21 protein-coding genes and 1 tRNA gene are annotated in these 24999 nt (G+C 56.8%); 15 read left to right on the top strand and 7 right to left on the bottom strand.

The window, feature by feature from the left end:
* Window positions 1-90: 90 nt before the first annotated feature.
* Window positions 91-1281, bottom strand: coding sequence for a 5-(carboxyamino)imidazole ribonucleotide synthase (locus HMPREF3055_RS06695; protein ID WP_070738651.1), 1191 nt, complete (start codon window positions 1279-1281; stop codon window positions 91-93).
* A gap of 339 nt (window positions 1282-1620) precedes the next feature.
* Here HMPREF3055_RS06695 and HMPREF3055_RS06690 point away from each other — a divergent pair, with 339 nt between their 5' ends.
* Window positions 1621-2238, top strand: coding sequence for a GtrA family protein (locus HMPREF3055_RS06690; RefSeq protein WP_049350052.1), 618 nt, complete (start codon window positions 1621-1623; stop codon window positions 2236-2238).
* 178 nt (window positions 2239-2416) lie between these two features.
* Here HMPREF3055_RS06690 and HMPREF3055_RS06685 read toward each other — a convergent pair whose 3' ends face one another.
* Window positions 2417-3217, bottom strand: a complete 801-nt coding sequence (locus HMPREF3055_RS06685; RefSeq protein WP_070691461.1) for a TIGR03089 family protein — start codon at window positions 3215-3217, stop codon at window positions 2417-2419.
* 655 nt (window positions 3218-3872) lie between these two features.
* Here HMPREF3055_RS06685 and HMPREF3055_RS06680 point away from each other — a divergent pair.
* The 3 genes from HMPREF3055_RS06680 (at window position 3873) to HMPREF3055_RS06670 (ending at window position 6012) form a co-directional block, all read left to right on the top strand.
* On the top strand, window positions 3873-4289 hold the full coding sequence (locus tag HMPREF3055_RS06680) for a WhiB family transcriptional regulator (RefSeq protein ID WP_049350054.1): 417 nt from the start codon (window positions 3873-3875) through the stop codon (window positions 4287-4289).
* A gap of 20 nt (window positions 4290-4309) precedes the next feature.
* Window positions 4310-4531 carry a DUF3499 family protein gene (locus HMPREF3055_RS06675; RefSeq protein ID WP_049350055.1) on the top strand — a complete coding sequence of 74 codons (222 nt, stop codon included), beginning with the start codon at window positions 4310-4312 and terminating at the stop codon, window positions 4529-4531.
* A 146-nt stretch (window positions 4532-4677) separates the two neighbouring features.
* A complete protein-coding gene (locus HMPREF3055_RS06670; RefSeq protein WP_070738649.1) occupies window positions 4678-6012 on the top strand; it encodes a DUF1461 domain-containing protein in 1335 nt (444 codons plus the stop codon).
* Window positions 6013-6183: 171 nt separating this feature from the next.
* Here the strand turns inward: HMPREF3055_RS06670 and HMPREF3055_RS06665 are convergent, their stop codons facing one another.
* Window positions 6184-7830, bottom strand: a complete 1647-nt coding sequence (locus tag HMPREF3055_RS06665; RefSeq protein WP_070688350.1) for a dolichyl-phosphate-mannose--protein mannosyltransferase — start codon at window positions 7828-7830, stop codon at window positions 6184-6186.
* A 185-nt stretch (window positions 7831-8015) separates the two neighbouring features.
* Between HMPREF3055_RS06665 and rsmI the strand changes: the two genes are divergently transcribed.
* From rsmI to HMPREF3055_RS06630, 7 genes are all read left to right on the top strand, one after another.
* Window positions 8016-8954: a 16S rRNA (cytidine(1402)-2'-O)-methyltransferase gene (gene rsmI, locus HMPREF3055_RS06660; protein ID WP_070688349.1), complete on the top strand. Its 939-nt coding sequence runs from the start codon at window positions 8016-8018 to the stop codon at window positions 8952-8954.
* Between the two features lie 52 nt (window positions 8955-9006).
* A complete protein-coding gene (locus HMPREF3055_RS06655; RefSeq protein ID WP_070688348.1) occupies window positions 9007-10080 on the top strand; it encodes a TatD family hydrolase in 1074 nt (357 codons plus the stop codon).
* A gap of 151 nt (window positions 10081-10231) precedes the next feature.
* The gene (locus HMPREF3055_RS06650) at window positions 10232-10495 is read left to right on the top strand and encodes a hypothetical protein (protein WP_246824337.1); all 264 of its coding nucleotides are present in this window, start codon (window positions 10232-10234) and stop codon (window positions 10493-10495) included.
* A 276-nt stretch (window positions 10496-10771) separates the two neighbouring features.
* Entirely contained in the window at window positions 10772-11650 is an 879-nt protein-coding gene (locus HMPREF3055_RS06645) for a glycosyltransferase family 25 protein (protein WP_246826911.1), read from the top strand.
* Window positions 11651-12046: 396 nt separating this feature from the next.
* A complete protein-coding gene (locus HMPREF3055_RS06640; protein WP_070738647.1) occupies window positions 12047-12868 on the top strand; it encodes a glycosyltransferase family 25 protein in 822 nt (273 codons plus the stop codon).
* 45 nt (window positions 12869-12913) lie between these two features.
* Window positions 12914-13786 (top strand): 16S rRNA (adenine(1518)-N(6)/adenine(1519)-N(6))-dimethyltransferase RsmA, encoded by an 873-nt coding sequence (gene rsmA / locus HMPREF3055_RS06635; RefSeq protein ID WP_049341563.1) that lies wholly within the window; start codon window positions 12914-12916, stop codon window positions 13784-13786.
* A 68-nt stretch (window positions 13787-13854) separates the two neighbouring features.
* On the top strand, window positions 13855-14859 hold the full coding sequence (locus HMPREF3055_RS06630; protein WP_070738645.1) for a GHMP family kinase ATP-binding protein: 1005 nt from the start codon (window positions 13855-13857) through the stop codon (window positions 14857-14859).
* Between the two features lie 85 nt (window positions 14860-14944).
* Here the strand turns inward: HMPREF3055_RS06630 and HMPREF3055_RS06625 are convergent, their stop codons facing one another.
* Window positions 14945-16774: an ABC-F family ATP-binding cassette domain-containing protein gene (locus HMPREF3055_RS06625; protein ID WP_070738643.1), complete on the bottom strand. Its 1830-nt coding sequence runs from the start codon at window positions 16772-16774 to the stop codon at window positions 14945-14947.
* A gap of 235 nt (window positions 16775-17009) precedes the next feature.
* On the opposite strand from HMPREF3055_RS06625, the gene HMPREF3055_RS06620 reads away from it, so the two are divergent.
* The 3 genes from HMPREF3055_RS06620 to HMPREF3055_RS06610 all read left to right on the top strand — a co-directional run bounded on the left by HMPREF3055_RS06620 (window position 17010) and on the right by HMPREF3055_RS06610 (window position 19623).
* Window positions 17010-17080 (top strand) — tRNA-Gln (locus HMPREF3055_RS06620).
* Between the two features lie 87 nt (window positions 17081-17167).
* Entirely contained in the window at window positions 17168-18622 is a 1455-nt protein-coding gene (gene glmU, locus HMPREF3055_RS06615; RefSeq protein ID WP_070738641.1) for a bifunctional UDP-N-acetylglucosamine diphosphorylase/glucosamine-1-phosphate N-acetyltransferase GlmU, read from the top strand.
* A 20-nt stretch (window positions 18623-18642) separates the two neighbouring features.
* Window positions 18643-19623, top strand: coding sequence for a ribose-phosphate diphosphokinase (locus HMPREF3055_RS06610; RefSeq protein WP_049346763.1), 981 nt, complete (start codon window positions 18643-18645; stop codon window positions 19621-19623).
* Window positions 19624-19784: 161 nt separating this feature from the next.
* Here the strand turns inward: HMPREF3055_RS06610 and HMPREF3055_RS06605 are convergent, their stop codons facing one another.
* Window positions 19785-20912, bottom strand: coding sequence for an arsenate reductase/protein-tyrosine-phosphatase family protein (locus HMPREF3055_RS06605; protein ID WP_070738639.1), 1128 nt, complete (start codon window positions 20910-20912; stop codon window positions 19785-19787).
* A 721-nt stretch (window positions 20913-21633) separates the two neighbouring features.
* Here HMPREF3055_RS06605 and HMPREF3055_RS06600 point away from each other — a divergent pair.
* Window positions 21634-23442 carry an ABC transporter ATP-binding protein gene (locus HMPREF3055_RS06600; RefSeq protein WP_246826915.1) on the top strand — a complete coding sequence of 603 codons (1809 nt, stop codon included), beginning with the start codon at window positions 21634-21636 and terminating at the stop codon, window positions 23440-23442.
* Between the two features lie 79 nt (window positions 23443-23521).
* Here HMPREF3055_RS06600 and HMPREF3055_RS09430 read toward each other — a convergent pair whose 3' ends face one another.
* Window positions 23522-23875 carry a glycosyltransferase family 2 protein gene (locus HMPREF3055_RS09430; RefSeq protein ID WP_070738634.1) on the bottom strand — a complete coding sequence of 118 codons (354 nt, stop codon included), beginning with the start codon at window positions 23873-23875 and terminating at the stop codon, window positions 23522-23524.
* 2 nt (window positions 23876-23877) lie between these two features.
* Window positions 23878-24834, bottom strand: coding sequence for an alpha-1,2-fucosyltransferase (locus tag HMPREF3055_RS06590; protein ID WP_070691429.1), 957 nt, complete (start codon window positions 24832-24834; stop codon window positions 23878-23880).
* Window positions 24835-24999 lie beyond the last annotated feature (165 nt).

Raw genomic sequence — 24999 nt, 5'->3', positions numbered from 1 at the left:
ATCCTTTCAGGATGCGGTGGCGAACCACCATCAATAGGGTGCGTCGGATACGCAGGATGCTCTCACCCCACGCACCGGCTAAAAATAGGGCTACAGGGGGCGGCCGTCACGCAAAATGGAGGCGGCATTCGCGGCGCTATGGCGCAGCGCCTCAAGCTCAGCCACCGTGCCGGTAATGTTCACGTGACCAATCTTGCGGCCCGGACGGGTTTCCTTGCCGTAGAAGTGAATCTTTGCGCGCGGCTCAGCCGAAAGCGCCAGCGGGTAGACGCCGAAAATGTCTTCGTTCTCGCCGCCCAGGTAGTTCTTCATCACGGCAACGCCCTCCAGCACGGAGGTGTCACCCAGCGGCAAATCCAGCACGGCACGCAGGTGCTGCTCGAACTGGCTGGTCACCGAGCCGTCCTGAGTCCAGTGGCCGGTGTTGTGCGGGCGCATCGCCAGCTCGTTGATGTAGAAGCCGGCGGGGGAGCCTGGAACCTCGAAAAGCTCAGCCGCCATTACACCGGTCACGCCCAGCTCGGAGGCAATGGTCACCGCAGCGGCTGCGGCAGCCTCAGCGATCTCGGGGTCCAGGTCCTGTGCGGGTGCAATAACCTCATCACAGATGGAGTTCACCTGAATGGTCTCAACGACCGGCCAGGGGCGCACTTCGCCGCTTTCACGGCGAGCCACCAGCGCGGAGAGTTCACGGGTAAAGGGAACCTTCTCCTCGGCAAGCAGGGCGGAGAAATCGGTGCGGGAAGGCAACTGCTCGAACCACGCAGTACTGCGCTCGCGAGCCTCCTCGGGGGAATCCAGAACGAGTACGCCCTTGCCGTCGTAGCCGCCGCGCGGGGTCTTCAGCACCACGGGCCAGCCAATTTCATCGCCGAAGGCGAGCAGCTCGTCCAGGGTAGAAACCTTAGCCCAGCGGGGGTTCGGCAGGCCCAGACGCTCAATAGCGGCGCGCATCAGGAGCTTGTCCTGAGCGTACTGGAGAGCTTCGGGACGGGGCTGAACATTCACGCCCTCCGCCATGAGGGTGCGCAGAAATTCGGTGGGCACATGCTCATGGTCGAAAGTGATGACATCCTTGCCGCGAGCAAATTCGCGGAGGGTGTCCAGATCTTTGTAGTCCCCGACGGGGGCGGTACGTACCGCTGCCACGGCGCCAACGGTGGGCGCCTCCGCGAGAATCTGCAGGTTCAGGCCAAGGTTAGTTGCTACGGGAGCCATCATGCGGGCCAGTTGGCCTCCGCCGATGACGCCAATTACGGGTCCAGTCACAGGGTAAGTCACATCACCTAAGTGTACCGGGTTCGGAGGGCCTGTGGGAGCAAGACCACATTAAGGTCACAGAATGGGTTTAACTGGGCGGTAGAGCCCAATATTTGGGCGTAAAAGCCGGAAGAAATCGTAAAAACCTGCCTTCTGCCCAGTCAACGTGAGATGAAAGGGAATGTCTCGTTAGCTGGGAGGTCTGTGGAAAAACTCTCAAAGGTACAAACAACCAACCGGGACTGTAATAACATATAAGAGCTTGTAAAAGAGGCTGACGCACTCCATAGTGGCGGCATGAATGACACCCACCGTAACAGTGCCAGCTCTTTCCCCTGAACTCCTCTAGATAGGCCCCGCATGAGCGCACAGACTAAACCGACCATGACCGAACGCCTGAAATCCCTCTGGGACAGCTACGGTATTGAGGTGCTCAAATTCGGTACCGTGGGCGGTGCCGCCTTCATCGTCAACTCTGTAACGGTGTGGGTGCTGATGATGACCATCATGTCGGAGTCCCACACCAAGGCGAAGGTCGTTGCAAGTATTGTCGCAACCATCTTCTCTTGGCTCATGAACCGCCTGTGGACCTTCCGCGACTCCCGCTCCGAAAACTGGAAGCGTGAAGCGGTCGAATTCGGACTGGTCAACCTGCTCGGTATTCTCGTCGAAGCAGGCTGTGTGGCATTCAGTACCTACGTGCTGAACCTGCGCACCCCCGAGGCATCCTTCATCTCCGGTACGATTATCGGTACCATTCTGGGCACCATTCTTCGCTACTTCCTCTACCGCTTCTGGGTGTACGGTTCGCACCGCCAGAAGGTTGAAGAGGGCGAAGGCACCGACCACGAGGAGCTCGGCCGCATGTTTGATGAAGCCGCCGCCATTCTTGATGGCGAAGAACCTGCAGCACGTAAGGCAACCTCTGAAGCAACTGCACCTGAGGCACAGTCGAAGCCGGGCTCGCAGAACTCCTAAGCTCCTCGGGTTGAGCTCCTCTGACCGTAGAAGCAGCTTAGTTAGAACGTGGTATAACGATTCATCCCCCGACACGAACGGTGTCGGGGGATGAATCGTTTAAAGACCTATATGTTTGTTCGCGCTCCGTGTGATTGGTAGCCTTCCACGCGATTTTTCAGGCAACAGGAGAGGGGCGCTATGCGCGGGAAATCTCCACCGCACGCTCGGCAACCATCAAAGACGCCAGCTGCCCATTCTGCCAGTTGACGCTCGGGTCAGCCACAAACACCGCATGGCCCGAGACCAAAATAGCTAGCACCTCCAGCAGGGCGCTCAGGGTCGCCTCCGAGGCATCAAAACCGTAGTCGGGGCTCAACTCCAAAGCGAGCGCACGCTGCCCCGAAGGTAGCGTATAGCCCGCCGTACGATATGCCTGTGCCTGCGTGAGAGCCTGCTCGTAGGCTTCCGCATAGCTGAAACCCTCAATGATTTCTGCTGAATCATCGGGAAGCAGACCCGAGTACTGGTCGCCAAAGCTACGCACCAGAGCGCAGTAATCGAGCACCTCCTCGGCGTGCGGAGCCAGCGACTGCAGATCGCCGGTGTAGGAAAGCGCCAGCGGTGCACGGTCAACCGCCAGAAGGTACGCGGGGTTATTCGTATAGCCCGCCTCCTGCTCGGTGCAGACCGCGGCAACCAGCGGCTCATCCTGATCGAGGAGAGCGCCCACGCGCAGTGCCGCCAGTCCCAGAACAATAGTGCGCCAGTGCAGAGGTGCTTGGAGGTCAAAACCCTCGCCGGACTCCAGCTCGCATTCTTCAACCAGCAGGTTTGCGCTCTTATCAATCCAGTTCATGAGAACCCTGCCGGAGAGCTCAATGCGCTCGCCTGCCGCCGAATACCAGATGAGGGCGGGGGTCTGCTGGCTGCTGAGCTTCTCAAAGAAACGGTTCAGAGTTGTAGGCACGGATGCGCCGGTGGGGGAGAGAGTAACCATGGGTTTCACTCTACCGCACCGGGGGTGGAGAGGTCAGGGAGAATGTGCGCGGTGCTAAAAGATGCAAAGGTAAAGTAAAAACGCCTAAGGGTGCCCTAAAAACCTAATGGTTCAAAATGCTTGACAGCCCTAAAGCCTCATTTTGGTAATGTGGCATAAAAATAAGTTGGAAATGTAAATGCTTCGCAATGCCTCGGAAAAATATTCAGAAACTGCATAGTGATAAAGATAAGTTTTCCTTATCTAATTATTAGAATTTTTCCCCGAGCTCGAGATGGGATGGGTGGGGGTGGTCGCCGTAACCCCTTATATTTGCAGTCAGGATGCGGAATTTGCAGGCAGTGGAAACTAGTCCTGGAGAAGGGGAAACTTAGGGTGCCCCTTAGATGTGAGCGAGGGCAAGTGGTGCGTGCGAAAATGTATAAAGGTCAAATTTACATTAAATATGACGCTCCTAACACATACATCTAAATATTGTTTAAGTCTAGTTTGACGAAACGGCGTGTCGCACGTCTAATAGATATATAAGCGTGTTTGCTCTGGAAGGGACCGTAGAGGCCAAAGCAAACCATGCCACACCATACACACTAAGATTCCGTCCACGACGGATCCGCAGACTCATTAAGCTCACAATGAGAACACGGAAGGAAAACCCATGGGCTCCTACATTGCATCGGACCGCTCCATCGCGGCCGCGCGCGCATCAGGCGCTCAGCACCGTAGCATGAATCCCACTCAATCTCTCGAAAAAGCCGCCGACGCCTTTCTCTCAGACGCTGAACGAAACATGCCTGCCTGCACCGACGTATGGACCGCAGCGGCAGGACTCTACGGAACCGAAGGCGAAGACGGAGAACTCGCCTGGCAAGCTGAAGCACTCTGCGCCCAGACCGATCCCGAAGCCTTCTTCCCCGAGAAGGGCGGCTCCACCCGAGACGCCAAAAGGGTATGCGGTGTATGCCCCGTGCGCGAAGAATGTCTACAATATGCAATGGACAATGACGAGCGCTTCGGAATCTGGGGCGGTCTGTCAGAACGTGAACGCCGCCGACTGCGCAAGCAGGCGAGCTAAGCCAGGAAGGTACCACCCACATGCAGACCGCACGACTGTGCTCCCGCCAAACCTGCCAGCGAGAGGCGACTGTTACTCTCCACTACTCCTATGCAGACTCCACGGCAATCATTGACGCACTCTCTGAATTCCGCGAACCCCACGCCTACGACCTCTGCGACGAACACGCCGCACGGCTGACGGCACCGCAGGGTTGGCGAGTGGTCTACAAGGTACCCGTTCAGGACACCACCGAATCCTAGAGTTCGAACCCAAGAATTAAACACCCGAATGCAAAGAACCTTCCGCGAATTCATGCGGAAGGTTCTTTGCGTATGAGAAACTGGCAGATAGTACAGACACCCGCAACTCACTCAAACACCGATCACTCGAAAAGAACGCGAGATCCATGACCAAAGAAACACACCGAGGAATGTGGGGCGCACTGCGCCCGGCCATCCGCCGCACCAGTGCCGAAGAACTACTCCACGCCCGCCGCACCGAAACTAAAACCAGCGAACCGGCACCGCACACCGGAGCCTTCGGACGCATCGCAGCAGACGTACCCACCGTCGCCGAAGAACCCGACCTGCCCACCGGGAACGTACCCGTCGTCCCCGCACGCAGCAAACTACGCGAACAGGGAGTCGGCACCCGCGTACGCACCCGCACCAACGTCTCCACCGGCTTCGTGCCCCTCGTACGCGACTCGCAGAGCACCCCCAAAAACCCGACGCTCAGCGACCTCAACCGCGAAACCATGCAGAGGGCAGCCGAAGCAGAAGCAGCTGCAGCAGCAGAAGCCGAAAATGCGGCTGAAGCAGAAACCGTCGCTACCGCGGAGGCGGCAAACGCCTCCACCGCCGGACGCAAGTACCGCACCGAAACCACCCGCACCGGTCACACCCACGCGGTCGCGGACCCCAACGCGCCGCTGTCTTCCCTGGCAGCCTCGCCCGAAGCTGCAGAACGCGCCGCAGCCCGCGAAGACGCTGTGGAAGACACCCCGCGCTTCCTCAAGCTCCGCGCAACCCTTATCGCGCTCACCGTACCGCTGACCGTACTCATGATCGCGATCCGCGCTGTAGCCTCCGCGCCCTTCCTCTGGCTCGAATACCACCGCCCCGGATTCCCCGAAGACAGCTACGGCTACTACCTCGTCGAGAGGATGCGCCTGGGCTCCTACGGCGTGGACTACATCAACAACTTCGCGCCGCGCGAATACCTTGCCCGCGTCACCACCGGTGCCGACAACACCCTCGCCTTCACCGAAGCAGAAGTGAACCACATGCACGACGTGAAATGGGTACTGCTCATCGCCACCGTAGCTGTTGCCGCACTCTTCCTGCTGACGCTCTTTAGCAGCATCTCCCTGCGTGAACGCGCCCCCGGAACCATCCGCCGCAGCCTCTTCTGTGGCGCGTGGATTACCCTGGGACTCATCGCGGTGCTCGGCGTTGTGGGCGTCTTCGGTTGGGAATGGCTGTTTACCACCTTCCACCAGGTGTTCTTCCCGCAGGGCAACTGGGAATTCTCCGTACGAAGCTCCCTGATCCGCCTCTACCCGCCGCAATTCTGGATCGACGCGGCAATCGCCGTAGCAGTCCTCGTAGCCGCGCAAATCACGCTCCTGCTCGTGACCACCTGGCCCACCAAATACCGCAAGCTCAAGGCAGAACGCCGCCGCCAGGAACGCCAGGAACTGCGTGTCAAGCTCGCCTCCGCACGAGTCGGCGACAACTAAAAATCATCAGCCACTTCACCGTGCAAACCAGCGCGGAAAGGGCACAACAAAGGGGGCTGGGCTCTACCACACGGTAGAACCCAGCCCCCTTCGCTATACCCAAGCTCGCATTGCTCGCGTCTGAACCCACGTCTAAGACCAGGTCTAAAACCCCAGCCTAAAAACCTGAGCCTAAATCCAGGACTTAAACCACATATGCGAATACCACTGCTCATACGGAATTACCTGAGCAGTCCACAACGGCATAAAGTATGCACTCAACACCAGCACACCCACAAGGTAAATCGCCACCAGCGTCACGCCCAAACGGGCACGCAACACCGAACCGCGAGCACCCGACAGCGCCAGACCCAAAACACCCGCCAACAGCAGAATCAGGAACGGCTCAAAGGACAGAGCGTAGAAGTAGAACATCGTGCGATTCGGGTACATAAACCACGGGAAATAGCCCGCACCGAACACAACCAGCAGCGCACCAAAACGCCAATCACGCTTCAGCACCAAAACCAGAAGCGCCACAATAATCGCCGGAATAAAAGCCCACCAAATCGCCGGGTTACCGATATTCAAAATAGCCTCGGAACAGGACTTCACGGTACAACCCGAAGAACCCAACTTCGGCGACTCATAGTAGTACGAGGTCGGGCGACCCAAAACCAGCCACTGCCACGCCTGCGAAGAATACGTATGCGGGCTACTCAAACCAGAATGGAACTTAAACGCCGAGACATGGTACTCCCACAAGGAACGCAAATCCTCAGGAAGCCACATGACACCCTTGCCCGGGTTCTCAACCGCCCAGCGGCGGAAATACGCATTCGACGACTGGAACCAGCCCGCCCAAGTGCTCAAATACACCAGCAGACCCACACCAATCATCTGGAAGAATGCGGGGATGCCGTCACGCACCAGTGCCGTCAAACCCCACTTGTTCAGACCCACAATACGGCGAGCATTAATATCCCAGAACACCGTCAGCAGACCCATCGCCGCAATAAAGAACAGCGAATTCCACTTCACACCCACCGCGGCACCGGCACACACACCGGCAGCGAAACGCCACAGGCGCAGACCCATGCTCGGGCCCCACGGCATCGGCGGAAGCACACCGCCATTCTGGCGTGCCGCCTCCGCAATATGGCGCGCCAACACGCGCCGCGCCTGAATACGGTCAAGCACCAGACACGCAAAAGTCGCCAAAATCCAGAACATCTGGAAAATATCCAGCAAAGCCAAACGAGACTCCACCAGCATCAGACCATCCACAGCAGCCAGCAGCGCCGCAATAGTCGCCACCGTCATCGAACGGAACAGCAACCAGCCAACATAGGCAATCAACGCCACCGACAGGGTGCCAATCACCGCAGCAGAAACACGCCAACCAAAGGGATTATTATCACCAAAAATTGCCATGCCCGCGGCAATCATCCACTTACCCAACGGAGGATGCACCACATACTCCGGCGAATCCGTCAACAGACCCGACGGGTGACCCGCCGCAAAGGAAGCATTAGCGTCCTTCGACCAGCTCAACTCATAGCCATAATGCACATACGAGTAGGCATCCTTGGCGTAGTACGTCTCATCAAAAACAATGGCATTCGGATGCGCCAAATTATAAAAACGCAGAATACCGGCAACCAGCACAATCAATGCGGGCGCCAACCAACCCCAACGCGGGGCACGAATATAGGCAACAGCGAGCGCATCCAGCAGAGAATCGAGGCCGTAACGACCGCGTTCAGACGAAGAACGGGTCGAATCAGCCGAACCAGCCGGAGCGGCAGATGCGGGAGAAAGTAGCTTAGGTATCTTCACCCCATCAATCCTAAAGGGTCAGAACGCACGATGCACCATTTCAGCCCGTGAACGGCATATATGACGCATCCGGAAGCCCACCCACACCAGCCACCTATTACCCGCCACCCCACCCGGCACCGGATTGAGCGCGGGCGTTACACTTAGTGGGTACACGAAGACCAGACACAGACACGAGGCCTGCCATGACCGCACCCGCAGAATACACCGAAGAAACCACCGACCCCTCAGAAACGGTCGAGGCACCCCAGGCTGACACCGCTGACGTCGCTGTCACCTCCGAAGAAGGCGGCGTGCTCATCCTCGGCGGCACCCCCATCGGCAACCTCGCTGACGCCTCCGATCGACTGCGCTCAGCCCTCGCCACCGCAGACCTCATCGCCGTTGAAGACACCCGCAAGCTACGCACCCTCGCCTCCGGGCTTGGCGTGCGCACCCGCGGTCGCGTCATCGTCAACCACGACCACAACGAAACCGAACGTAGCGAAACCATCGTGCAGGCGGTACAGGACGGCCAGCGCGTGCTGTTGCTCTCGGATGCGGGCATGCCCACCATCTCCGACCCCGGCTACGTTGCCGCCGCAGCCGTCGCGGAAGCCGACCTGCCCGTCACCGTGGTGCCCGGTCCCTCCGCCGCGTTGACCGCGCTCGCGCTCTCCGGCCTGCCCACCGGACGATTTACCTTTGAGGGTTTCCTCGCCCGCAAGGGCTCCGAGCGTTCGCGCCGCCTCGCCTCGCTGGCGGGGGAGGAACGCACCATGATTTTCTACGAATCTCCGCACCGCACTGCCTCAACCCTGGCAGACTTCGTGCAGACCTTCGGCGCCAACCGCCGCGGAACGGTCAGCCGTGAGCTAACTAAGCTTCACGAAGAGGTTCGACGCGGTACCCTGGCTGAGCTTGCCGAATGGGCTGAGTCTGAACGCGTCCGAGGCGAAATCGTCATTATCGTTGAGGGTGCGCAAGCCCCCGAAACCCCCGAAGCGCAGGACGTAGTGCAGCTGGTCCTCGACCGCGTGGCTGGCGGCGAGCGCCTCAAGAGCGCCTGCGCTGCGGTCGCCGCCGAGACCGGTACCTCCAAGCGTGATTTGTACGAGGCGGCACTGGCTGCCCGCTCCGAATAACCCAGAAACACTCCCCAGCTTTACCCCGCAGTTTTATCCCAAGGATTTATCAATGTGTCAGAGCCATCCCGGTCCTGAAATCACCCAGGAGTACCTGAACTCCCTCGCCGCCCTGGCGAACTACACCCTGCCCACCCCCGCGGCACTCCAGGCAACCGCCCTGCCTAACGGCTGGGAGCCGGTGCCCGGTGAAGTACCCGCACCCTATAAGGCGGAACTCTACACCGGCATCAGCGACGCCGAAGGCGGAGAAGGAACCCGCCGCCGCTCCACCACCGGCGAGAACGGTCGCAGCCGCAATCTGGTCTTCCCGCCCGCCCCCGAACCGCTGCCGTACCCCATCGTGGATAACCACACCCACATGGACCTGCTCGACGGCGAAGTAGAAATCAGCGCCCGCGATGCACTCGATGCCGGTGAGAAGCTCGGCATCGCCGCCATCGTGCAGGTCGGATGCGATATCCCCTCCTCCCTATACGCGGTCGCCGCCGCGCAGGCTGATGAGCGCGTCCTCGCCGCTATTGCGATTCACCCCAACACCGCTCCTGAGCTGGCTGCAGCCGGTCAGCTGGAGGCGGCGCTCGCCACTCTCGACGAGCTTGCCACCGCCGACCGTGTGCGCGCTATTGGCGAGACCGGCCTGGACTATTTCCGCACCGGTGAGGAAGGTATGGAGGCGCAGCACTACAGCTTCCGTGAGCATATTCGCATTGCGAAGAAGTACAACCTGGCGCTGCAGATTCACGACCGTGACGCGCACGAGGACGTTGTGCGGATCCTGGATGAAGAGGGTGCGCCGGAACGTACCGTGTTCCACTGCTATTCGGGTGGCCCGGAGCTTGCGGCGATCTGCAATGAGCGCGGCTGGTATATGAGCTTTGCCGGCACGGTGACTTTCAAGAACTCGAAGGGTATTCAGGAGTCGTTGGCGATGGCTCGCCCGGAGCTGATTCTGGCTGAGACGGATGCACCGTTCTTGACCCCGCATCCGTTCCGTGGCCGCCCGAATGCGTCCTACATGACGAACTACACGGTGCGTTTTATGGCGGCTCATCGCGGTGAGGAACTGGAGGCGCTCTGCCGCCGTATCCGTGAGAATTCGGAGCAGGTTTACGGTCAGTGGTAGGCGCGTACAGCCTGTAGCGGATAGCTACTCTGGGCTGCCTCATGGGTAAGCCGTACGGTACCTGGCCCCTGATTTGCACCGGCTTGTACCTGATTTCCGATCGGGTGCTGAGCTGTTGCTCAAGCAGTTCGAGAGTAAGGTTCCGGGTACTGTGGCTGATGATTACAAGCTGTACCAGCAGTGGGGTGTGGATGTGCGTTTTGTGCAGCCTGGCCTGTGCGGCTGGGAGGGTAGCAGCGTCATCCTGGAATCTGGTAAGAGCCACCTGGAGATGCTGGCTGAGAATCAGAAAGGTTCGAGCGCCCTGGATCGAGTGCGTATTGCGTTGGCTCCGAAGATGCGTTTGGTGAATGCAAAGAATACTCTGGACGCCACCATTGATGAGGTGAAGCAGCGTCTGGGCAAGGCGAAATAAGTAAGCCTCTTTGAGAAAGCCTTTCTTCGTCATATATGTATGGCGGGGAGGGGCTTTTTGTAGTTATTTTCAGCTTTAGCGCGTGAGGTATCGTGTAACGTGCGAGACATAACAGGGGGCTGCACGCCAATTGTTGGGTACTATCTTCACATGAGTGATAGGGTATTTTTATACATACAATTCATCACTCACTGACTAGGCATTTTGTTATCGTGCGCGCATATTTTCGGCGTGCTTTGTGTTTGTCGGTGCCAAGTCAATACTCGGCACTCATGCATGGCTTCTGTCGTTTCAGATCAGGACCGTATGGGTGCGCCAAGCAAAGGGAAATTCATGGCAAAAATTCTGAAATACGTTCTGGGACTGGACGGCGCTAACCGGTTTGATTCTTTCTTCTCGGTGGGGGCACCCGCTCAAGGTTTTCAGCGTTATTCTGCGGTGGATAACCGTGATAACCACGTCACTGATGCACAATTCGACAGCAAACTGTTCCTGGCTCGTTACGGTAAAGAGCCGAGGCCTGCCGAAAAGGGTTGCGCTTTGAGCCACTACCACATGTGGAAGGACTTCCTCGCTTCAGATGCCGACTGGGCTTTGCTGGCAGAAGACGATGTCCTCATTTCCCCTGACCTGCAGCCTGTAGTGGAGAGGATTATTGAAAAGTATCCTCACGTGCAGATGGTTAACCTGGGCGATATCTACGCTTCTGAAGCTGGCAAGCTCAACCCGCAGGTTGATTACCCCCGTCTTTCGTTGCTCTCTCCTTTTGTGTACGGCAAGTACCGTATGGGTAGTGCCTATGGTTCAAAGCCTCTGTACGGTGCTGCCTTGTATCTTCTTTCGCGTTCTGGAGCTGAACGACTCGTAGAATGTTATGGCGAGACGGTTCCCGGCGTTGTTGCTGATGATTATTCTCTCTACCGAGAATGGGGAGTAGACGTATATTTGGTGCAGCCCGGCCTGTGCGGTTGGGAAGGCACCAGCCTCATTCAAACTTCTGGCGTTCGTCACTTGGAAAGTCTCAAGAGCACGCAGCATGGCACCGGTTTTATCGACCGGGTGCGCATCGCCCTGGCGCCGAAGAAGCGTATTGCGAACGCGAAGAATATTCTGGATGCCACTCTCGAAGATGTGAAGCAGCGTTTAGGACGGTAACCCAGAGACGGATTGGGCTACTACTATCGCATAAAAATGTGAATACGTGGGTCTTCTGCCCTGTCATTTATCCCCTCCCTATCGTGTATATGCGGTAGGGAGGGGATTGTTTTTGCTGTGCACCGGTACACGCGTGCCGTACCGCGTTTTAACCTGCGGACACCTGAGATTGGTGCATGGTGAATGATAGAATTCTTTCTACATTGCACAGTAGTGTGCGTATTTATCACACGCTCAATATTCAGACTTCATGCCATTTACGCATTACGCACTGATTTTTAAGATGGATGACCCCTTCTGTCGTGCAGGTGGTCTGTTGTTCTGAAAACTCATCATTAACCTTTGAGATCTTCTATCGCTTAGGTTTTCTGGATGAGCTATTGAAAGGAAAAAAATATGGCAAAGATTCTGAAGTATGTTCTGGGCCTGGATGGCGCGAACCGTTTCGATTCGTTCTATTCTGCGGGTGCGCCGGCGCAGGGCTTTATTCGTTATTCTGCGGTGGATAACCGCGATAATCACGTCGCTGATGAAGAATTTGACGTTGAGTTTTTCCGTAGCCGTTGGCATCGTGACCCTAGCCCCGCGGAGAAGGGTTGCATGCTCAGCCATGTGAACATGTGGCGTGACTTTGTTGCAAGTGACGCCGATTGGGCGCTGATTGCCGAAGACGACATCCTTCTTTCTCCGGATGCTGAGGCGGTGGTGAACGCAATCATCACGAAGTACCCGCAGGTGCAGCTGGTGAACCTTAGCGATTCTTTTGCGAATGAAGCCGGCAAGCTGAACCCGCAGGTGGAATACATCCGCCTGTCTCTGCTGTCTCCTTTTGTGCACGGTAAGTACCGTATGGGTAAGCCGTACGGTACCTGGCCCCTGATTTGCACCGGCTTGTATTTGATTTCCCGTTCGGGCGCTGAGCTGCTGCTCAAGCAGTTTGAGGACAAGGTGCCGGGTACTGTGGCTGATGATTACAAGCTGTACCAGCAGTGGGGTGTGGATGTGCGTTTTGTGCAGCCGGGCCTGTGCGGCTGGGAGGGCAGTAGCGTCATCCTGGAGTCCGGCAAGCGTCATCTGGATAAGGTGAATAGCCTCCAGCACGGTACTGGTCCTCTGGATCGAGTGCGTATTGCTTTGGCTCCGAAGAAGCGTATTACAAACGCTAAGAACGCCCTGGAAGCCACTCTTGATGAGGTAAAGCAGCGTTTCTCGCGGTAACCTAAACTGTAACCTCCCCACCATCCACCTATGTGAAGGAACGCTGTGAACGATCTGCCCCTGCTCGGCCCTGCTGAGATTCGCGAGCTTGCCGAGATGCTCGGTATTCGTCCTACGAAGACTCTTGGGCAGAACTTTGTGATTGACCCCAATACGATTCGTCGTATTGTCAACGCGGCAGAGATTTCACCGGAGGAGACGGTGCTGGAGGTCGGCCCGGGCCTGGGTTCGCTGACTCTCGGTATCCTGGACGCTGCGAAGGACATGGTGGCGGTGGAGATTGACCCGCCGCTGGCTCAGCAGCTTCCGCACACGATTGAGAAGTTCCGCCCCGAGAAGGCGGACGATATTGACGTGGTGCTCATGGATGCTCTGAAGGTCACCGAGCTGCCGCGCACTCCGGATGCTCTGGTAGCGAACCTGCCCTATAACGTGGCGGTTCCGGTGCTGTTGCACCTGTTTGCGCAGTTCCCGAGCATTCGTCACGCCCTGGTGATGGTTCAGGATGAGGTCGCCGATCGCCTGTCCGCAACCCCGGGTTCGAAGATTTACGGTGTGCCCTCGGTGAAGGCCAATTGGTATGCCGAGGTGTATAAGGCGGGCGTGATTGGCAAGAACGTGTTCTGGCCTGCGCCGAAGATTAACTCGGGCCTGGTGGGTTTCCGCATGCGCGAGGAGCCTCTTTCTACCGTTGACCGTGACCTGGTGTTCACGATTGTGGATGCCGCTTTCGCTCAGCGCCGTAAGACTCTGCGCGCTGCGCTGAGCTCCTGGGCGGGTTCGGGTGCGCGTGCGGAGCAGATTCTGGTGGCTGCCGGTATCGCTCCGACGGAACGCGGTGAGAAGCTGGATATTCACGGCTTTATCCGCATTGCGGAGGCTTCGCTGACTATTCCGGCTGAGCCCGTAGCGGAGTAGCTTCTTCCCGCTCTAAATTTTTCACTGACGTTCTCACGCGAGTTCCCGCGCGAAAGGTGTATGCGCTGATGAGTACCCAGGTCGCTATTTCGGTTGATGCTCCCGGTAAGGTCAATCTGTACCTCGCCGTGGGGGATGTCCGCCCGGACGGCTACCACCCGTTGACTACGCTTTTTGCGGCGGTCTCTCTAACGGAGACCATCACGGTCTCTGAGGGGCAGACACCGGGGCTGAGCCTGAGCATGGATATTGTGCCCGGCTCCCTGGTGGATCAGCAGATGCAGGCGGGGCAGTTCGACCCTGCCGCTGTGCCGATGGATGAGCGGAATCTTGTGTACCGTGCCGCCGAGCTAATCCTTGCGGAACACGGTATTGAATCTGCCCCGGCGCTGCACCTGCATATTGCGAAGGCTGTGCCCGTGGCAGGCGGCATGGCTGGCGGCTCAGCGGACGCGGCTGCCGCCCTCATTGCTACGGACCGCTACCTGCACACAACCGGCCGCACCGATGCGCTCCTGACCCAGATGGATTATGAGCGTCTCGCCGCGCAGCTGGGCGCCGATATTCCCTTTAGCGTGCGCGCCGCGCTCGGGCAGACCCTCGCCCTGGGGCAGGGGACCGGTACCGAGCTGCAGAACGTTGCGGCGCCTCGGGAACCTCTGCACCTGGTAATCGTTGCCGCGCAGTTTGGCCTCTCAACCCCCAGCGTATTCAAGCAGCTGGATGCGGGCCGTGCCTCGGGGCTGTACCCTGCCTCCGGTGAGCTGGTGGAACCCGTAGAGCTTCTGGAAGCTCTGAACTCTTATGACGGTTCGGAGGCGGCGCTCGCCTCCTTGGCACCGCTGCTACGCAACGACCTGCAGACACCCGCACTTTCGTGCGCCCCGCAGCTGGAGCAGACTCTGAACCTGCGCGAGAGCGAGGGCGTGTACGCCTCCCTGGTATCTGGTTCCGGTCCGACGGTGCTTCTGCTGACTTCTTCGCAGGCCCGGGCGGAGGCTCTTGCCTCTACTCTTCGCGCTGCGGGCAACCACGCCGTGAGCGCGGTCAGTGCGGTTCTGAATCACCCTTAGTTGCCGCTGTAGCTGAGCGCTGAATATATGAAGAATGCCGGTTCTAGATTCAATCTAGAACCGGCATTCCTTATCTCAGTAGACCTTAGCCCAGCAATTCGGAGAGTTCGAGCCAGCGCATTTCTAGCTCGTCAATCTCATCCTGAAGTGCCTGCTGCTGCTCGCCGAGCGCCGCCAAACCGGCGTAGTCCGAGGCGTCGTGCGTGCTCATCTGCTCGGAGAGCTTCTCCTGCTCTGCTGCGAGCTTGGCGAGGCGGCGCTCAATCGCGCCGGATTCCTTCTGCGCCGCACGCAGCTCGGCACCGGAGACCTTCGGGGTATCCGGCTCAGCAGAAGCCTGCGCCGAGGAGGCGGCACGCGCTTGCGCGCTACCGGCGGCAGAACCGCCAGCACCGGCTGCCGAGAGCGCCAAATACTCGTCCACACCGCCGGGCAGGTGACGGAACGAACCGTCAATCACGGCGTACTGCTGATCGGTCACACGTTCCATGAGGTAACGGTCGTGGCTGACCACCAGCAGGGTGCCCGGCCAGGTGTCCAGCAGGTCCTCCATCGCGGCGAGCATATCGGTGTCCAGGTCGTTGGACGGCTCGTCGAGAATCAGCACGTTCGGTTCATCCAGCAGAATCAGCATGAGCTGCAGGCGACGCTTCTGACCACCCGACAGGTCCTTGACCGGAGTAGACAGCTGCGCGCTCGTAAAGCCCAGACGCTCCAGCATCTGCGAGGGGGACAGTTCCTTACCATCGGCAATGTAGCTACGCTTCTTGCGGCCAATCACATCCGAGACGCGGTCGTTAGCAACCTCGTTGAGTTCATCGAGCTGCTGGGTCAGGGTCGCAATCTTCACAGTCTTACCGTGCTTGACACGGCCTTCGGTCGGCTTCAAATCACCGGTCACCAGGGAGAGCAGAGTGGACTTACCCGCGCCGTTCACGCCTAGGATTCCGGTGCGCTCGCCGGGGGCAATACGCCAGGTGACCTTCTTCAGCACCGGGCGCTTGCCGCCGGGCATCGAGGGATCGTCGTAGACGACGGAAACGTTTTCGAGGTCGACCACGTCCTTGCCGAGGCGGGAGACCGCCATCTTCTTCAGCTCCACGGTGTCACGCACCGGCGGGACGTCCGCAATGAGGGCGTTGGCGGCATCAATGCGGAACTTCGGCTTAGAGGTACGCGCGGGCGCACCGCGGCGCAGCCAAGCGAGCTCCTTGCGCATCAGGTTCTGACGCTTCGCCTCCGCTGCGGCTGCCTGACGGTCACGCTCCACACGCTGCAGGATGTACGCCGCGTAGCCGCCCTCGAAGGGCTCGACGATGCGGTCGTGCACTTCCCAGGTGTCGGTACAGATTTCGTCGAGGAACCAGCGGTCGTGGGTGACGACCATGAGTCCGCCAGCATTCTTGGACCAGCGGGACTTCAGGTGGTTAGCGAGCCAGGTGATGGCTTCAACATCCAGGTGGTTGGTGGGCTCGTCGAGCATGAGCACGTCCCATTCCTGCGCGAGCAGGGAGGCGAGCGCTACGCGTCGACGCTGACCGCCAGAGAGCGAAGAGACGGGTGCATCCCAGGGCAGATCGGAGACCAGGCCCGAGATGACATCGCGGATACGGGACTGCGAGGCCCACTCGTATTCGGGGGTGTCGCCCACAATCGCGTAGCCAACCGTGTGGTCGTCGTCGAGGACATCGGACTGGTCAAGGTAACCGATGCGGGTGCCGCCGCGCACGGTAACGCGGCCGGAGTCCGGGTCGAGCCGGCCGGCAAGGATCTTCATGAGGGTGGACTTGCCGTCGCCGTTGCGACCGACAATGCCGATGCGGTCGCCTTCGTTCAGGCCGATCGTGATGCCTTCAAAGATGGTTCGGGTAGGGAATTCGAGGTGCAGCGATTCGCCGCCAAGTAGATGTGCCACGCCTTCTAGGGTACAGGGTGAGTGTTCAGTTCAAGTAGCGCTCCAAGCTTTGATGAGGGGCTACTTGGCGGTGCTGAGAAAAGCTGTGGGGATTGCGGGGCGCGCGGCTAAGTTGAGCACAGATATTTGATAAACTGAGGAAAGCATTTCCTGCATTGCGCTGTTCTGTGCCCAAAATGGCGGTCAATGACGATGAGGACCCGCTAGCGGGGGCTTGTCGTGAATGTAAGGATAATCCGCCATGGTGTAATGGCAGCACAGCGGCCTTTGGAGCCGTTTGTCTAGGTTCGAGTCCTAGTGGCGGAGCGTAAGCACTCAACGGCACCGTTGATAGAGAGTTAGCGGTCAGCGCTCACTCCTCACTCTTACAACCTCGTCTAAGGAGTCTTCCCAGTGAACACTGAACTGGCACCCTCTGCAGTGATCGTTCTCGCTGCAGGCGCTGGTACGCGCATGAAGTCCGCTACCCCCAAGGTCATGCACGGCATTGGTGGTCGATCCATGGTTGAGCACGCTATCGCTGCTGCACGCGATTTGAACCCTGAGCGCCTCGCTGTTGTGGTACGCCACCAGCGCGATAAGGTCGCTGAGCATGTGCTTGCGTTTGACCCTGAGGTAACCATCGTTGATCAGGATGAGATTCCGGGTACTGGTCGTGCGGTTGAGGTCGGTCTGAATGCCTTGGATGCGCAGGCACCCGTCTCCGGCACCGTTCTGGTGACCTACGGTGACGTTCCTCTGCTGCGCCCCGAAACCCTGCGCGAACTGATTGCCTTCCACGAGGATGACAAGAACTCCGTAACCGTCCTGACCACCCACATTGATGAGCCCGGCGCCTACGGTCGTATTGTCCGTAACCAGGCTGGCGAAGTGACCGCTATTGTTGAGGCGAAGGACGCGTCCCCCGAAGAGCTCGAAATTACCGAGATTAACTCCGGTATTTACGCTTTTGACGCCGCTGTTCTGCGTGAGGCACTGCTCGAGGTGACCACCAACAACGCACAGGGTGAGAAGTACATTACCGACGTTCTGTCCATTGCTCGTTCTATGGGCTACCGTACCTCCGCTCTGGCTATTGAGGACCGCTGGGAGGTTGAGGGTGCTAACGACCGCGTGCAGCTGGCTCAGCTGGGTCGTATGCTCAACAACCGCATCCTTGAGGCTCACATGCGTAACGGCGTGACCATTGTTGATCCTGAGAACACTTGGGTTGACGTCACCGTCACCATTGAGAACGACGTAACTCTGCTGCCCGGTGTGCAGCTGCACGGTTCTACCACCGTTGCTACCGGCGCTACCATTGGCCCGGACTCCACCCTGACTGACGTGACCGTCGAGGCTGACGCTACCGTAATCCGCGCGCACGGTCATGGCGCTGTCATTGGCGAAGGTGCAACTGTTGGCCCCTTCGCATACCTGCGCCCCGGTACTACCCTGGGCAAGGACGCTAAGCTTGGCACCTTCTGTGAGGCTAAGAACTCGCAGATTGGCGATGGCGCAAAGATTCCGCACCTGTCCTACGTCGGTGACGCCACCATCGGTGAGGGCGCGAACATTGGTGCTGGATCTATTTTCGCGAACTACAACGGTCTGGTGAAGAACCGCTCCGTTATCGGCGCGCACGCCCGTATGGGTTCTGCGGGCATTTACGTTGCACCTGTTACCGTCGGTGACGGTGCCTACTCCGGCGCGGGCGCGCTGATCCGTAAGGATGTTCCTGCTGGCGCCCTCGCCTACTCTGAGACTTCCCAGCGCACCATCGATGGCTGGGTTCTGAAGAACCGTGCCGGTCCCGAACCCGCCGAGGCCGCTAAGGCTGCTGGCGCGCAGGAACCGGCAGAATCCTAATTCGAGGAAAGAACAACACCATGAGTAGCGAGATTACCAACCCCGGTGAGCGCAAGCTTGTAGTGGTCTCCGGTCGAGCACACCCCAAGCTTGCCGAGGAGATCGCACAGGCTCTTGACCACGACCTGCTGCCCACCTCCGCATACACCTTCGCCAATGGCGAGACCTACGTTCGCTTTGAGGAGTCGGTGCGCGGTGCGGACGCTTTCGTGATTCAGTCGCACCCGGCACCCATCAACGAGTGGCTCATGGAGCAGATCATTATGATCGATGCGCTTAAGCGTGCATCCGCTCGTTCCATTACCGTGGTGTCTCCTTTCTACCCCTACGCTCGTCAGGACAAGAAGCACAAGGGTCGCGAGCCTATCTCGGCACGTCTGATTTCGGACCTGTACAAGACCGCTGGTGCTGACCGCCTGATGTGCGTGGATCTGCACACTTCGCAGATTCAGGGCTTCTTCGACGGTCCGTTGGATCACCTGTTCGCGATTCCGGTTCTGGCTAAGCACATCCGCGACCGCGTGGACGACCTGTCCAACGTGACCGTTGTGTCCCCGGATACCGGTCGTGTCCGTGTGGCTGAGCACTGGGCTGACCTGCTGGACGGCGCGCCCCTGGCATTCGTGCACAAGACCCGCGACATCAACGTCCCCAACCAGGCTGTTTCTAAGACTGTTGTGGGTGACATTGAGGGTCGTACCTGTGTGCTGATTGACGACATGATTGATACCGGCGGCACCATTGCTGGCGCTGTGAAGGTCCTCATGGACAAGGGCGCGAAGGAAGTTATCATCGCGGCAACCCACCCGGTTCTTTCTGACCCGGCTGCTGAGCGTCTGTCCCAGTGCGGTGCTGTGGAGGTCGTCGTGACCAACACCCTGCCCGTGCCGGAAGAGAAGCAGTTCGATAACCTGACTATTCTCTCCATCGCTCCGTTGATTGCTCGCGCTATCCGCGAGGTCTTCGACGAGGGCTCTGTGACCGAGATTTTCGATCACTAAGCTTCTAAAGCCTAACGAAAGTCCCCCGCTGACTACTGTCGGCGGGGGACTTTCTGCTATTGAGGCTAAGTTATAGAGGCTAAAGCTAACCCGGCTGGAGCAGATATCTGTTCCAGCCGGGTTAGTGCTGTATTTAGTGTCGTGTGCTTAGCGGTGTGCGCTTAGCGGTGTGCCTGTGCGAGCCAGGGCAGAATGATGCGCAGGGACTGCTCCACCTCGTCCACTGCGACCTTAGCTGCTGCGGGGCCGCGGCGGTAGGGGTCTTCCAGCTTGTCGCTATCGAGCGGGCGAGCACCGTGCGAGTAGAGGTAAGAGAGCGGCTCGGCGCGGCGTGCGTCCTCGCGGATTCGTGCAACCTGCTTGAGTAGCTTGATCTTGGCGTGGTGCTGGGGCCACTCGCGCACAATCCAGTCGGCGTGTACCTTCTCAGCGACCAGGATGATGGTGGCGTTCTCGATAATCTGGCCGTTGAGCTGGCGGGAGGCGAAACCTTCGGGGTTGTAGCCGCGCTCAATAAGTTCGTTGGCTACATGCTCGTAGACGCCGTGGCCGACGAGTGCACCGGTGCCCGCGCTGGCGAAAATCCACTTGTCTTCTAGACCGTATTCTGCGGCAAGGTGCTTGGAGATCACCTCACCGGATGCGCTGCGGGCAATGTTGCCGGTGCACACGAAGAGTGCTTCGAAGGGGCCGTCCTTGCGGGCGCTGTCGGTACGGTTGAGAGTCTTGGGGGAGAACTTGAAGAGCGGGGTGCGTTCGCTGCGGGGCGTAGTAGCCGGGCGGGAAGCCTGCGCGTTCTGGCTGTTGGCTTCTTCGGGGTTGGCGAGCTCTTCGGCATCAACGGTGGGCGCGTTGTGCTGACCCACACGGATAATGCTGGGGCCGGTCGGTTTACTGTCTACGTCGAGGATGTCACCTGGGGCTGCCTCGATATCGGTGTGGGTGAGGGGCTGCGCGGAGACGGTTGCAGTGCCGTCGGCGCTGAGCTCTTCCTCGGGAGTGACTTCCTGCTGAGGGGTCTGCGTAGCGGTGTATACCTCGTAGTCGTCTACTGCTTCGAGGAGAGATCCGTCAGGGATGGTGGTGGTACGACCGGCTACCCCGTGGCGGTTCTTACCCGCCAGTTCGGGGTTGCTCTTAATGAGGGAGCGGACTCCATCAGCAATATTTGCGGAGGGAGAGGCGGCGGTTGCCGGTTGCTCCTCGGCAGTTTCTGCGGAGTTGGTTTTGTCCTCGGAGGAGGCCCACGCGTACTTGTCCTTGAGGGACTTAATGTTGAAGATGCCCATCAAAAAGCCTTTTCTAATAGACGTACCCAACAGTGAACAGGGAAGCCGGAAGTGCTGGGTTTGCTGAATGAATAGTATCTATCATACCGAGTTACTTGCACCTTCAACGGTTCCTTCTCCTGCGTGTGGCGAATACCCTACAGGTGTACGTAAAGTTGACATCTCTCCCAGTTTTTTCCACGAAAGATGACCTAAAGTACAGAAAACCCTCTAAAGCTGAGGAAAGCCTGCGTGCTAAAATTATGCCTAGACTCTACTCATCACTCCTCAATTACATGGGCCCGTCTGCAATTTGTGACGGGTCGAGAAAGGCATCATGAACCTTCTCGCAGCGAAACCTCGGTTCTATCCGCAAACACTAGATTCGTCTTTTGGTAAAAGATGCTGAGATTTAACGGGTTTCTTTACAGCTTGTTACATTTCTCTTCTCTATGCGACGATAGTAAGGGAGGCACGGAGATCGTATCCCTCTATGGCGGGTAGTAGAAGTTAAACAGGCTCGCGGCACCAGAAACGATGTTTATGGTGCAGAATGTTGAATTTTGGAATATCTATTTCAAACTTGTTTATTGTTGAAGGCTTAACTTTGTGTCTAATAGTAAAATTTGGATTAAAACTCTGAATTTACTACAGATAATTGTAATGCTTCTTCTCTCACTCAATTCATTTATTCTATTGCGGATTGTTATCTGCAGAAGGTGCAGGTTTTATTGTGAAGACTATGTACTCTAAGATCCGACTTTTCTTCCCAGGTAAGAAATTTAGGCTCCTCATCGTCAATATCATTGGCCTTTTCCTTGTATCGCTGTTGGAGATGCTTGGTGTTGCGCTGGTGCTTCCCCTGGTGAACCTTGCTATGGGAGCTCCCCGTGAGGGTTTCATCTTGGAAGTTTCTAATTTCTTTGGCAACCCAGATACTCCGACCTTGATTATTATCTTCGGTTTGACTCTTGTTGCTGCGTTTGTACTTAAAGGCGTTTTTTCGCTGGTTGTCCGTCGCTGGAGTCTTAGCTTTCTTGCAACCCAGCAGAGCGCGGTGTCGGTAGCCCTCTTGAATCGGTACACTCGTGAGCCTTATCTGGATCATCGCAAGCGTGGCATAGCCCCAATTTATAACGCGGTGAATGACGTTACTGCCCAAGCATATGGCGCCTATGTTGGTGGTGTCTTAGGACTTATCGGTGAATTGCTGTCAATTCTAATGCTTATGGTCATGTTGCTGGTTATTATGCCTGTTCCAGCGTTGCTGGCAATGGTTTATTTCGGGCTGACGTCCTTCGTTCTGCAGAGCGTTCTTAAGCGTAAGAACCGCGAACAGGGTGTTATCGCCCTGAATGCGACTAGGGGTGCATGGTCTGCCATGGTTGAGTCGGTAGACAGCTTCCGTGAGATTCGTCTGTACGATGCGACCGATCGTTACATGTATCGTTACCAGGAAAAGCGTCTGGATTCGGTAGGCGCTTCTATGCGTAGTGCTTTCCTTGCGGAATTTCCTAAGTACACCTTGGAAATCATCTTCATTATTGGTATTGCTGCTCTCATGGCCTTTATGAGCGCTACGCAAGGTGCTGATAGCACTGGCTATTTGCTTCTCTTCGCTGGTGCCTGCATTCGTATTTTGCCTAACTACACCCGTATGGTTGCCTCTCTTGGTGGCATCCGCGCTGGTGAGCATGCTAGCAATGAACTCGTGAAGGAGATCGAGCAGCTCTCACCTGAAGCCCGAATGTTTAACCTGGCTTCTAAGCCTGTCGTTCCGGAAGGCCATGAGTACATCAATAAAACTATTGAACCGATTAACATTCAGGTTGATAATTTGAGCTTCCAGTACCCGGATGGTGATAAGCCGGTTCTTAATAACATTACGCTGGATATCCCAATGGGCTCTTCAATTGCTTTCGTAGGCGGCTCAGGATCGGGTAAGACGACTCTAATTGACCTTATCTTGGGTCTTATCGCTCCGACCCATGGACAAGTGCTCAAGAATGGTGAGCCGATCCAGAAGGATTTGCGTTCTTGGCATCAGCGTATTGGATATGTGCCTCAGGATGTTTTTATTGCAGACTGCACTGTACTTGAAGCAGTTGCTTTTGGCCTTGAGCCCAATGAGATTGATGTAGAGCGTGTTAAGTACTGTCTTGAGGTTGCTGCACTGACTGAGGTAGTAGAATCATTGGAAAATGGTTTAGACACTAAACTTGGGTACAATGCGACCCGTCTTTCAGGCGGCCAGAAGCAGCGTATGGGCATAGCCCGTGCCCTCTACCGGAATCCGAGTGTGTTGATTCTTGATGAAGCTACTAGTGCCCTGGATAACGAGACTGAGTACAAGATTACAAAGACCATTGAACGAATCTCGAAGGATATCACCGTGATTATTGTTGCCCACCGTCTGTCAACGGTCCGCAATGTTGATCAGCTGGTTTACCTTTCCAATGGCCGAATTGCTAATCAAGGAACCTTCGCTGAGGTGCAGCGAGCAAACGCAGAGTTCGCTAACCTGGTGAAGCTGGGCCAGTTGCCGGATTAGTCTCATAGCTTGCATATCTAAAGTAGAAGGGGCTCTCGTCATGAACGAGAGCCCCTTCTGTTGGTTTTATATTGTATTTTTACCGTCTGGAAAGGTCCTTAATAACGTGCACAGGTAGAATCTTGCCGAGCTCGAGCAGTATCTCATCGGTCCCATCTGAAGAGCCATTATCAGCTGCTAAGATATGGTCCACACCTTGATCGAGCAGATGTCGGATTGTCTGCTCGACGATATCTGCTTCGTTCTTCACCATGGTTATGCCCCAGATAAAGGGGCCGGAGGGGAGAACCGTGTGGGTAAATGTTTTGTTAAGCGAAGCGTAACGTTCTTTAAACTCAGCACTCTCACGAAGTGCAATGGCTTCGCGTTTATTATCATGATTTATCTTTAGCAGGAAAAGCTGGTGCTTGAGGGATTTAAGAATGTTAATCACAGCTACTCACCCGTAATCCAGTTTTTACCTTCGGGGTGATGCACTGCAACCCAATGAGTGCGGTGCATCTTTGGGCGGCGCTGATAGATATGGGCATCTTTAGGAAGAAGTTGATGAATATCAGGGGAAAGGACAATCTTCTGAGTCAACAACTCACCGATGTAAGCACCCCAATAGCCGAAGGTCGTATTGGTTAGAATTAGGTAAGGTGCGCTGGCCACAAGCGCCAGGTCATCGAACATGCCGGAACCCTGCTTTTCGAAAATGCATGGCGCAACCGAATTTAGATGTGAGAGATTTTCCTCACACCACTGAAGATCGTCCGATACAAAAATAATCTTTGAAGGAGTAACGGTCTCCTGAAGCTTCTTCAGCGCTTCCTCCACATAGGTCACCGTATCAATTCCGAAAACCTCATTAATTTGAGGCACAGAATAGTAATCGCCACGGCGAATGTTAATAACGAGAGAATTTTCATCCACTACGTTCTGCATTCTTGCAAGGCGCTTGCTAAAGGATTCTGAAGAAAGAAGGTATTCGCGAATAAAAAAGTGCAAATCTTCTTCGCTGATATCATTCTCAATATCCGTCGGGAAGTAGCCGCTACGGCGGGTAAAGAACGTATACTCTGACGAAGAAGCCGTAATGGAGGCAAGCTTCGGGAACTCCTCGGTCCATGCCTCCATTCCGGGACCATAAAGCAAAGATGCTTTGTCAGTACCGTGATGGCGCAGAGTAGCCGCGCGGGCCCATAGATACAGCCAATTACCTCCCCGGGAGATAGGGTAGGAAAGGAGAATAAATTTTTCGCCGCGGCGTAGCAGGTTAATATATTTCGCCAGATACTTATGGCGAATAGAGTTGTAAGCCGTATTGACAGCACGTTTGAAAGCGGGTTGCTGAACAGTGTATACGGCGACCCTTTCTGATTCAGTGATGGCTTGGGTATCAGAATCCATGAGAAAGTCCCCTTTCGGATGTGTAAGACAGTGAGTTGATAGTGGGTGAGCATTTATCGACTGCATAGGTAATTGAAAAGTGCAGCTAAAAAAGTAGTGAAGTTGTATAATCCTAGAGACGATAGCGCCCACATTTACGGTGGTTTCTATCATCCCTCTCACTCA

The organism is Rothia sp. HMSC061C12, from assembly GCF_001815755.1.
Taxonomy (GTDB): domain Bacteria; phylum Actinomycetota; class Actinomycetes; order Actinomycetales; family Micrococcaceae; genus Rothia; species Rothia mucilaginosa.
Note: the sequence above shows the minus strand (reverse complement) of the source record. Positions and strands in the feature narration are given on the sequence as shown.

What these genes read in the sequence shown, in the direction of transcription:
- HMPREF3055_RS06690 (WP_049350052.1), top strand. Translation starts at nt 1,621, where the DNA reads ATGAGCGCACAGACTAAACCGACCATGACCGAACGCCTGAAATCCCTC.
- HMPREF3055_RS06685 (WP_070691461.1), bottom strand. Translation starts at nt 3,217, where the DNA reads ATGGTTACTCTCTCCCCCACCGGCGCATCCGTGCCTACAACTCTGAAC.
- HMPREF3055_RS06680 (WP_049350054.1), top strand. Translation starts at nt 3,873, where the DNA reads ATGGGCTCCTACATTGCATCGGACCGCTCCATCGCGGCCGCGCGCGCA.
- HMPREF3055_RS06675 (WP_049350055.1), top strand. Translation starts at nt 4,310, where the DNA reads ATGCAGACCGCACGACTGTGCTCCCGCCAAACCTGCCAGCGAGAGGCG.
- HMPREF3055_RS06670 (WP_070738649.1), top strand. Translation starts at nt 4,678, where the DNA reads ATGACCAAAGAAACACACCGAGGAATGTGGGGCGCACTGCGCCCGGCC.
- rsmI (WP_070688349.1), top strand. Translation starts at nt 8,016, where the DNA reads ATGACCGCACCCGCAGAATACACCGAAGAAACCACCGACCCCTCAGAA.
- HMPREF3055_RS06655 (WP_070688348.1), top strand. Translation starts at nt 9,007, where the DNA reads ATGTGTCAGAGCCATCCCGGTCCTGAAATCACCCAGGAGTACCTGAAC.
- HMPREF3055_RS06645 (WP_246826911.1), top strand. Translation starts at nt 10,772, where the DNA reads ATGGCTTCTGTCGTTTCAGATCAGGACCGTATGGGTGCGCCAAGCAAA.
- HMPREF3055_RS06640 (WP_070738647.1), top strand. Translation starts at nt 12,047, where the DNA reads ATGGCAAAGATTCTGAAGTATGTTCTGGGCCTGGATGGCGCGAACCGT.
- HMPREF3055_RS06630 (WP_070738645.1), top strand. Translation starts at nt 13,855, where the DNA reads ATGAGTACCCAGGTCGCTATTTCGGTTGATGCTCCCGGTAAGGTCAAT.
- HMPREF3055_RS06610 (WP_049346763.1), top strand. Translation starts at nt 18,643, where the DNA reads ATGAGTAGCGAGATTACCAACCCCGGTGAGCGCAAGCTTGTAGTGGTC.
- HMPREF3055_RS06605 (WP_070738639.1), bottom strand. Translation starts at nt 20,912, where the DNA reads ATGGGCATCTTCAACATTAAGTCCCTCAAGGACAAGTACGCGTGGGCC.
- HMPREF3055_RS06600 (WP_246826915.1), top strand. Translation starts at nt 21,634, where the DNA reads ATGTACTCTAAGATCCGACTTTTCTTCCCAGGTAAGAAATTTAGGCTC.
- HMPREF3055_RS06590 (WP_070691429.1), bottom strand. Translation starts at nt 24,834, where the DNA reads ATGGATTCTGATACCCAAGCCATCACTGAATCAGAAAGGGTCGCCGTA.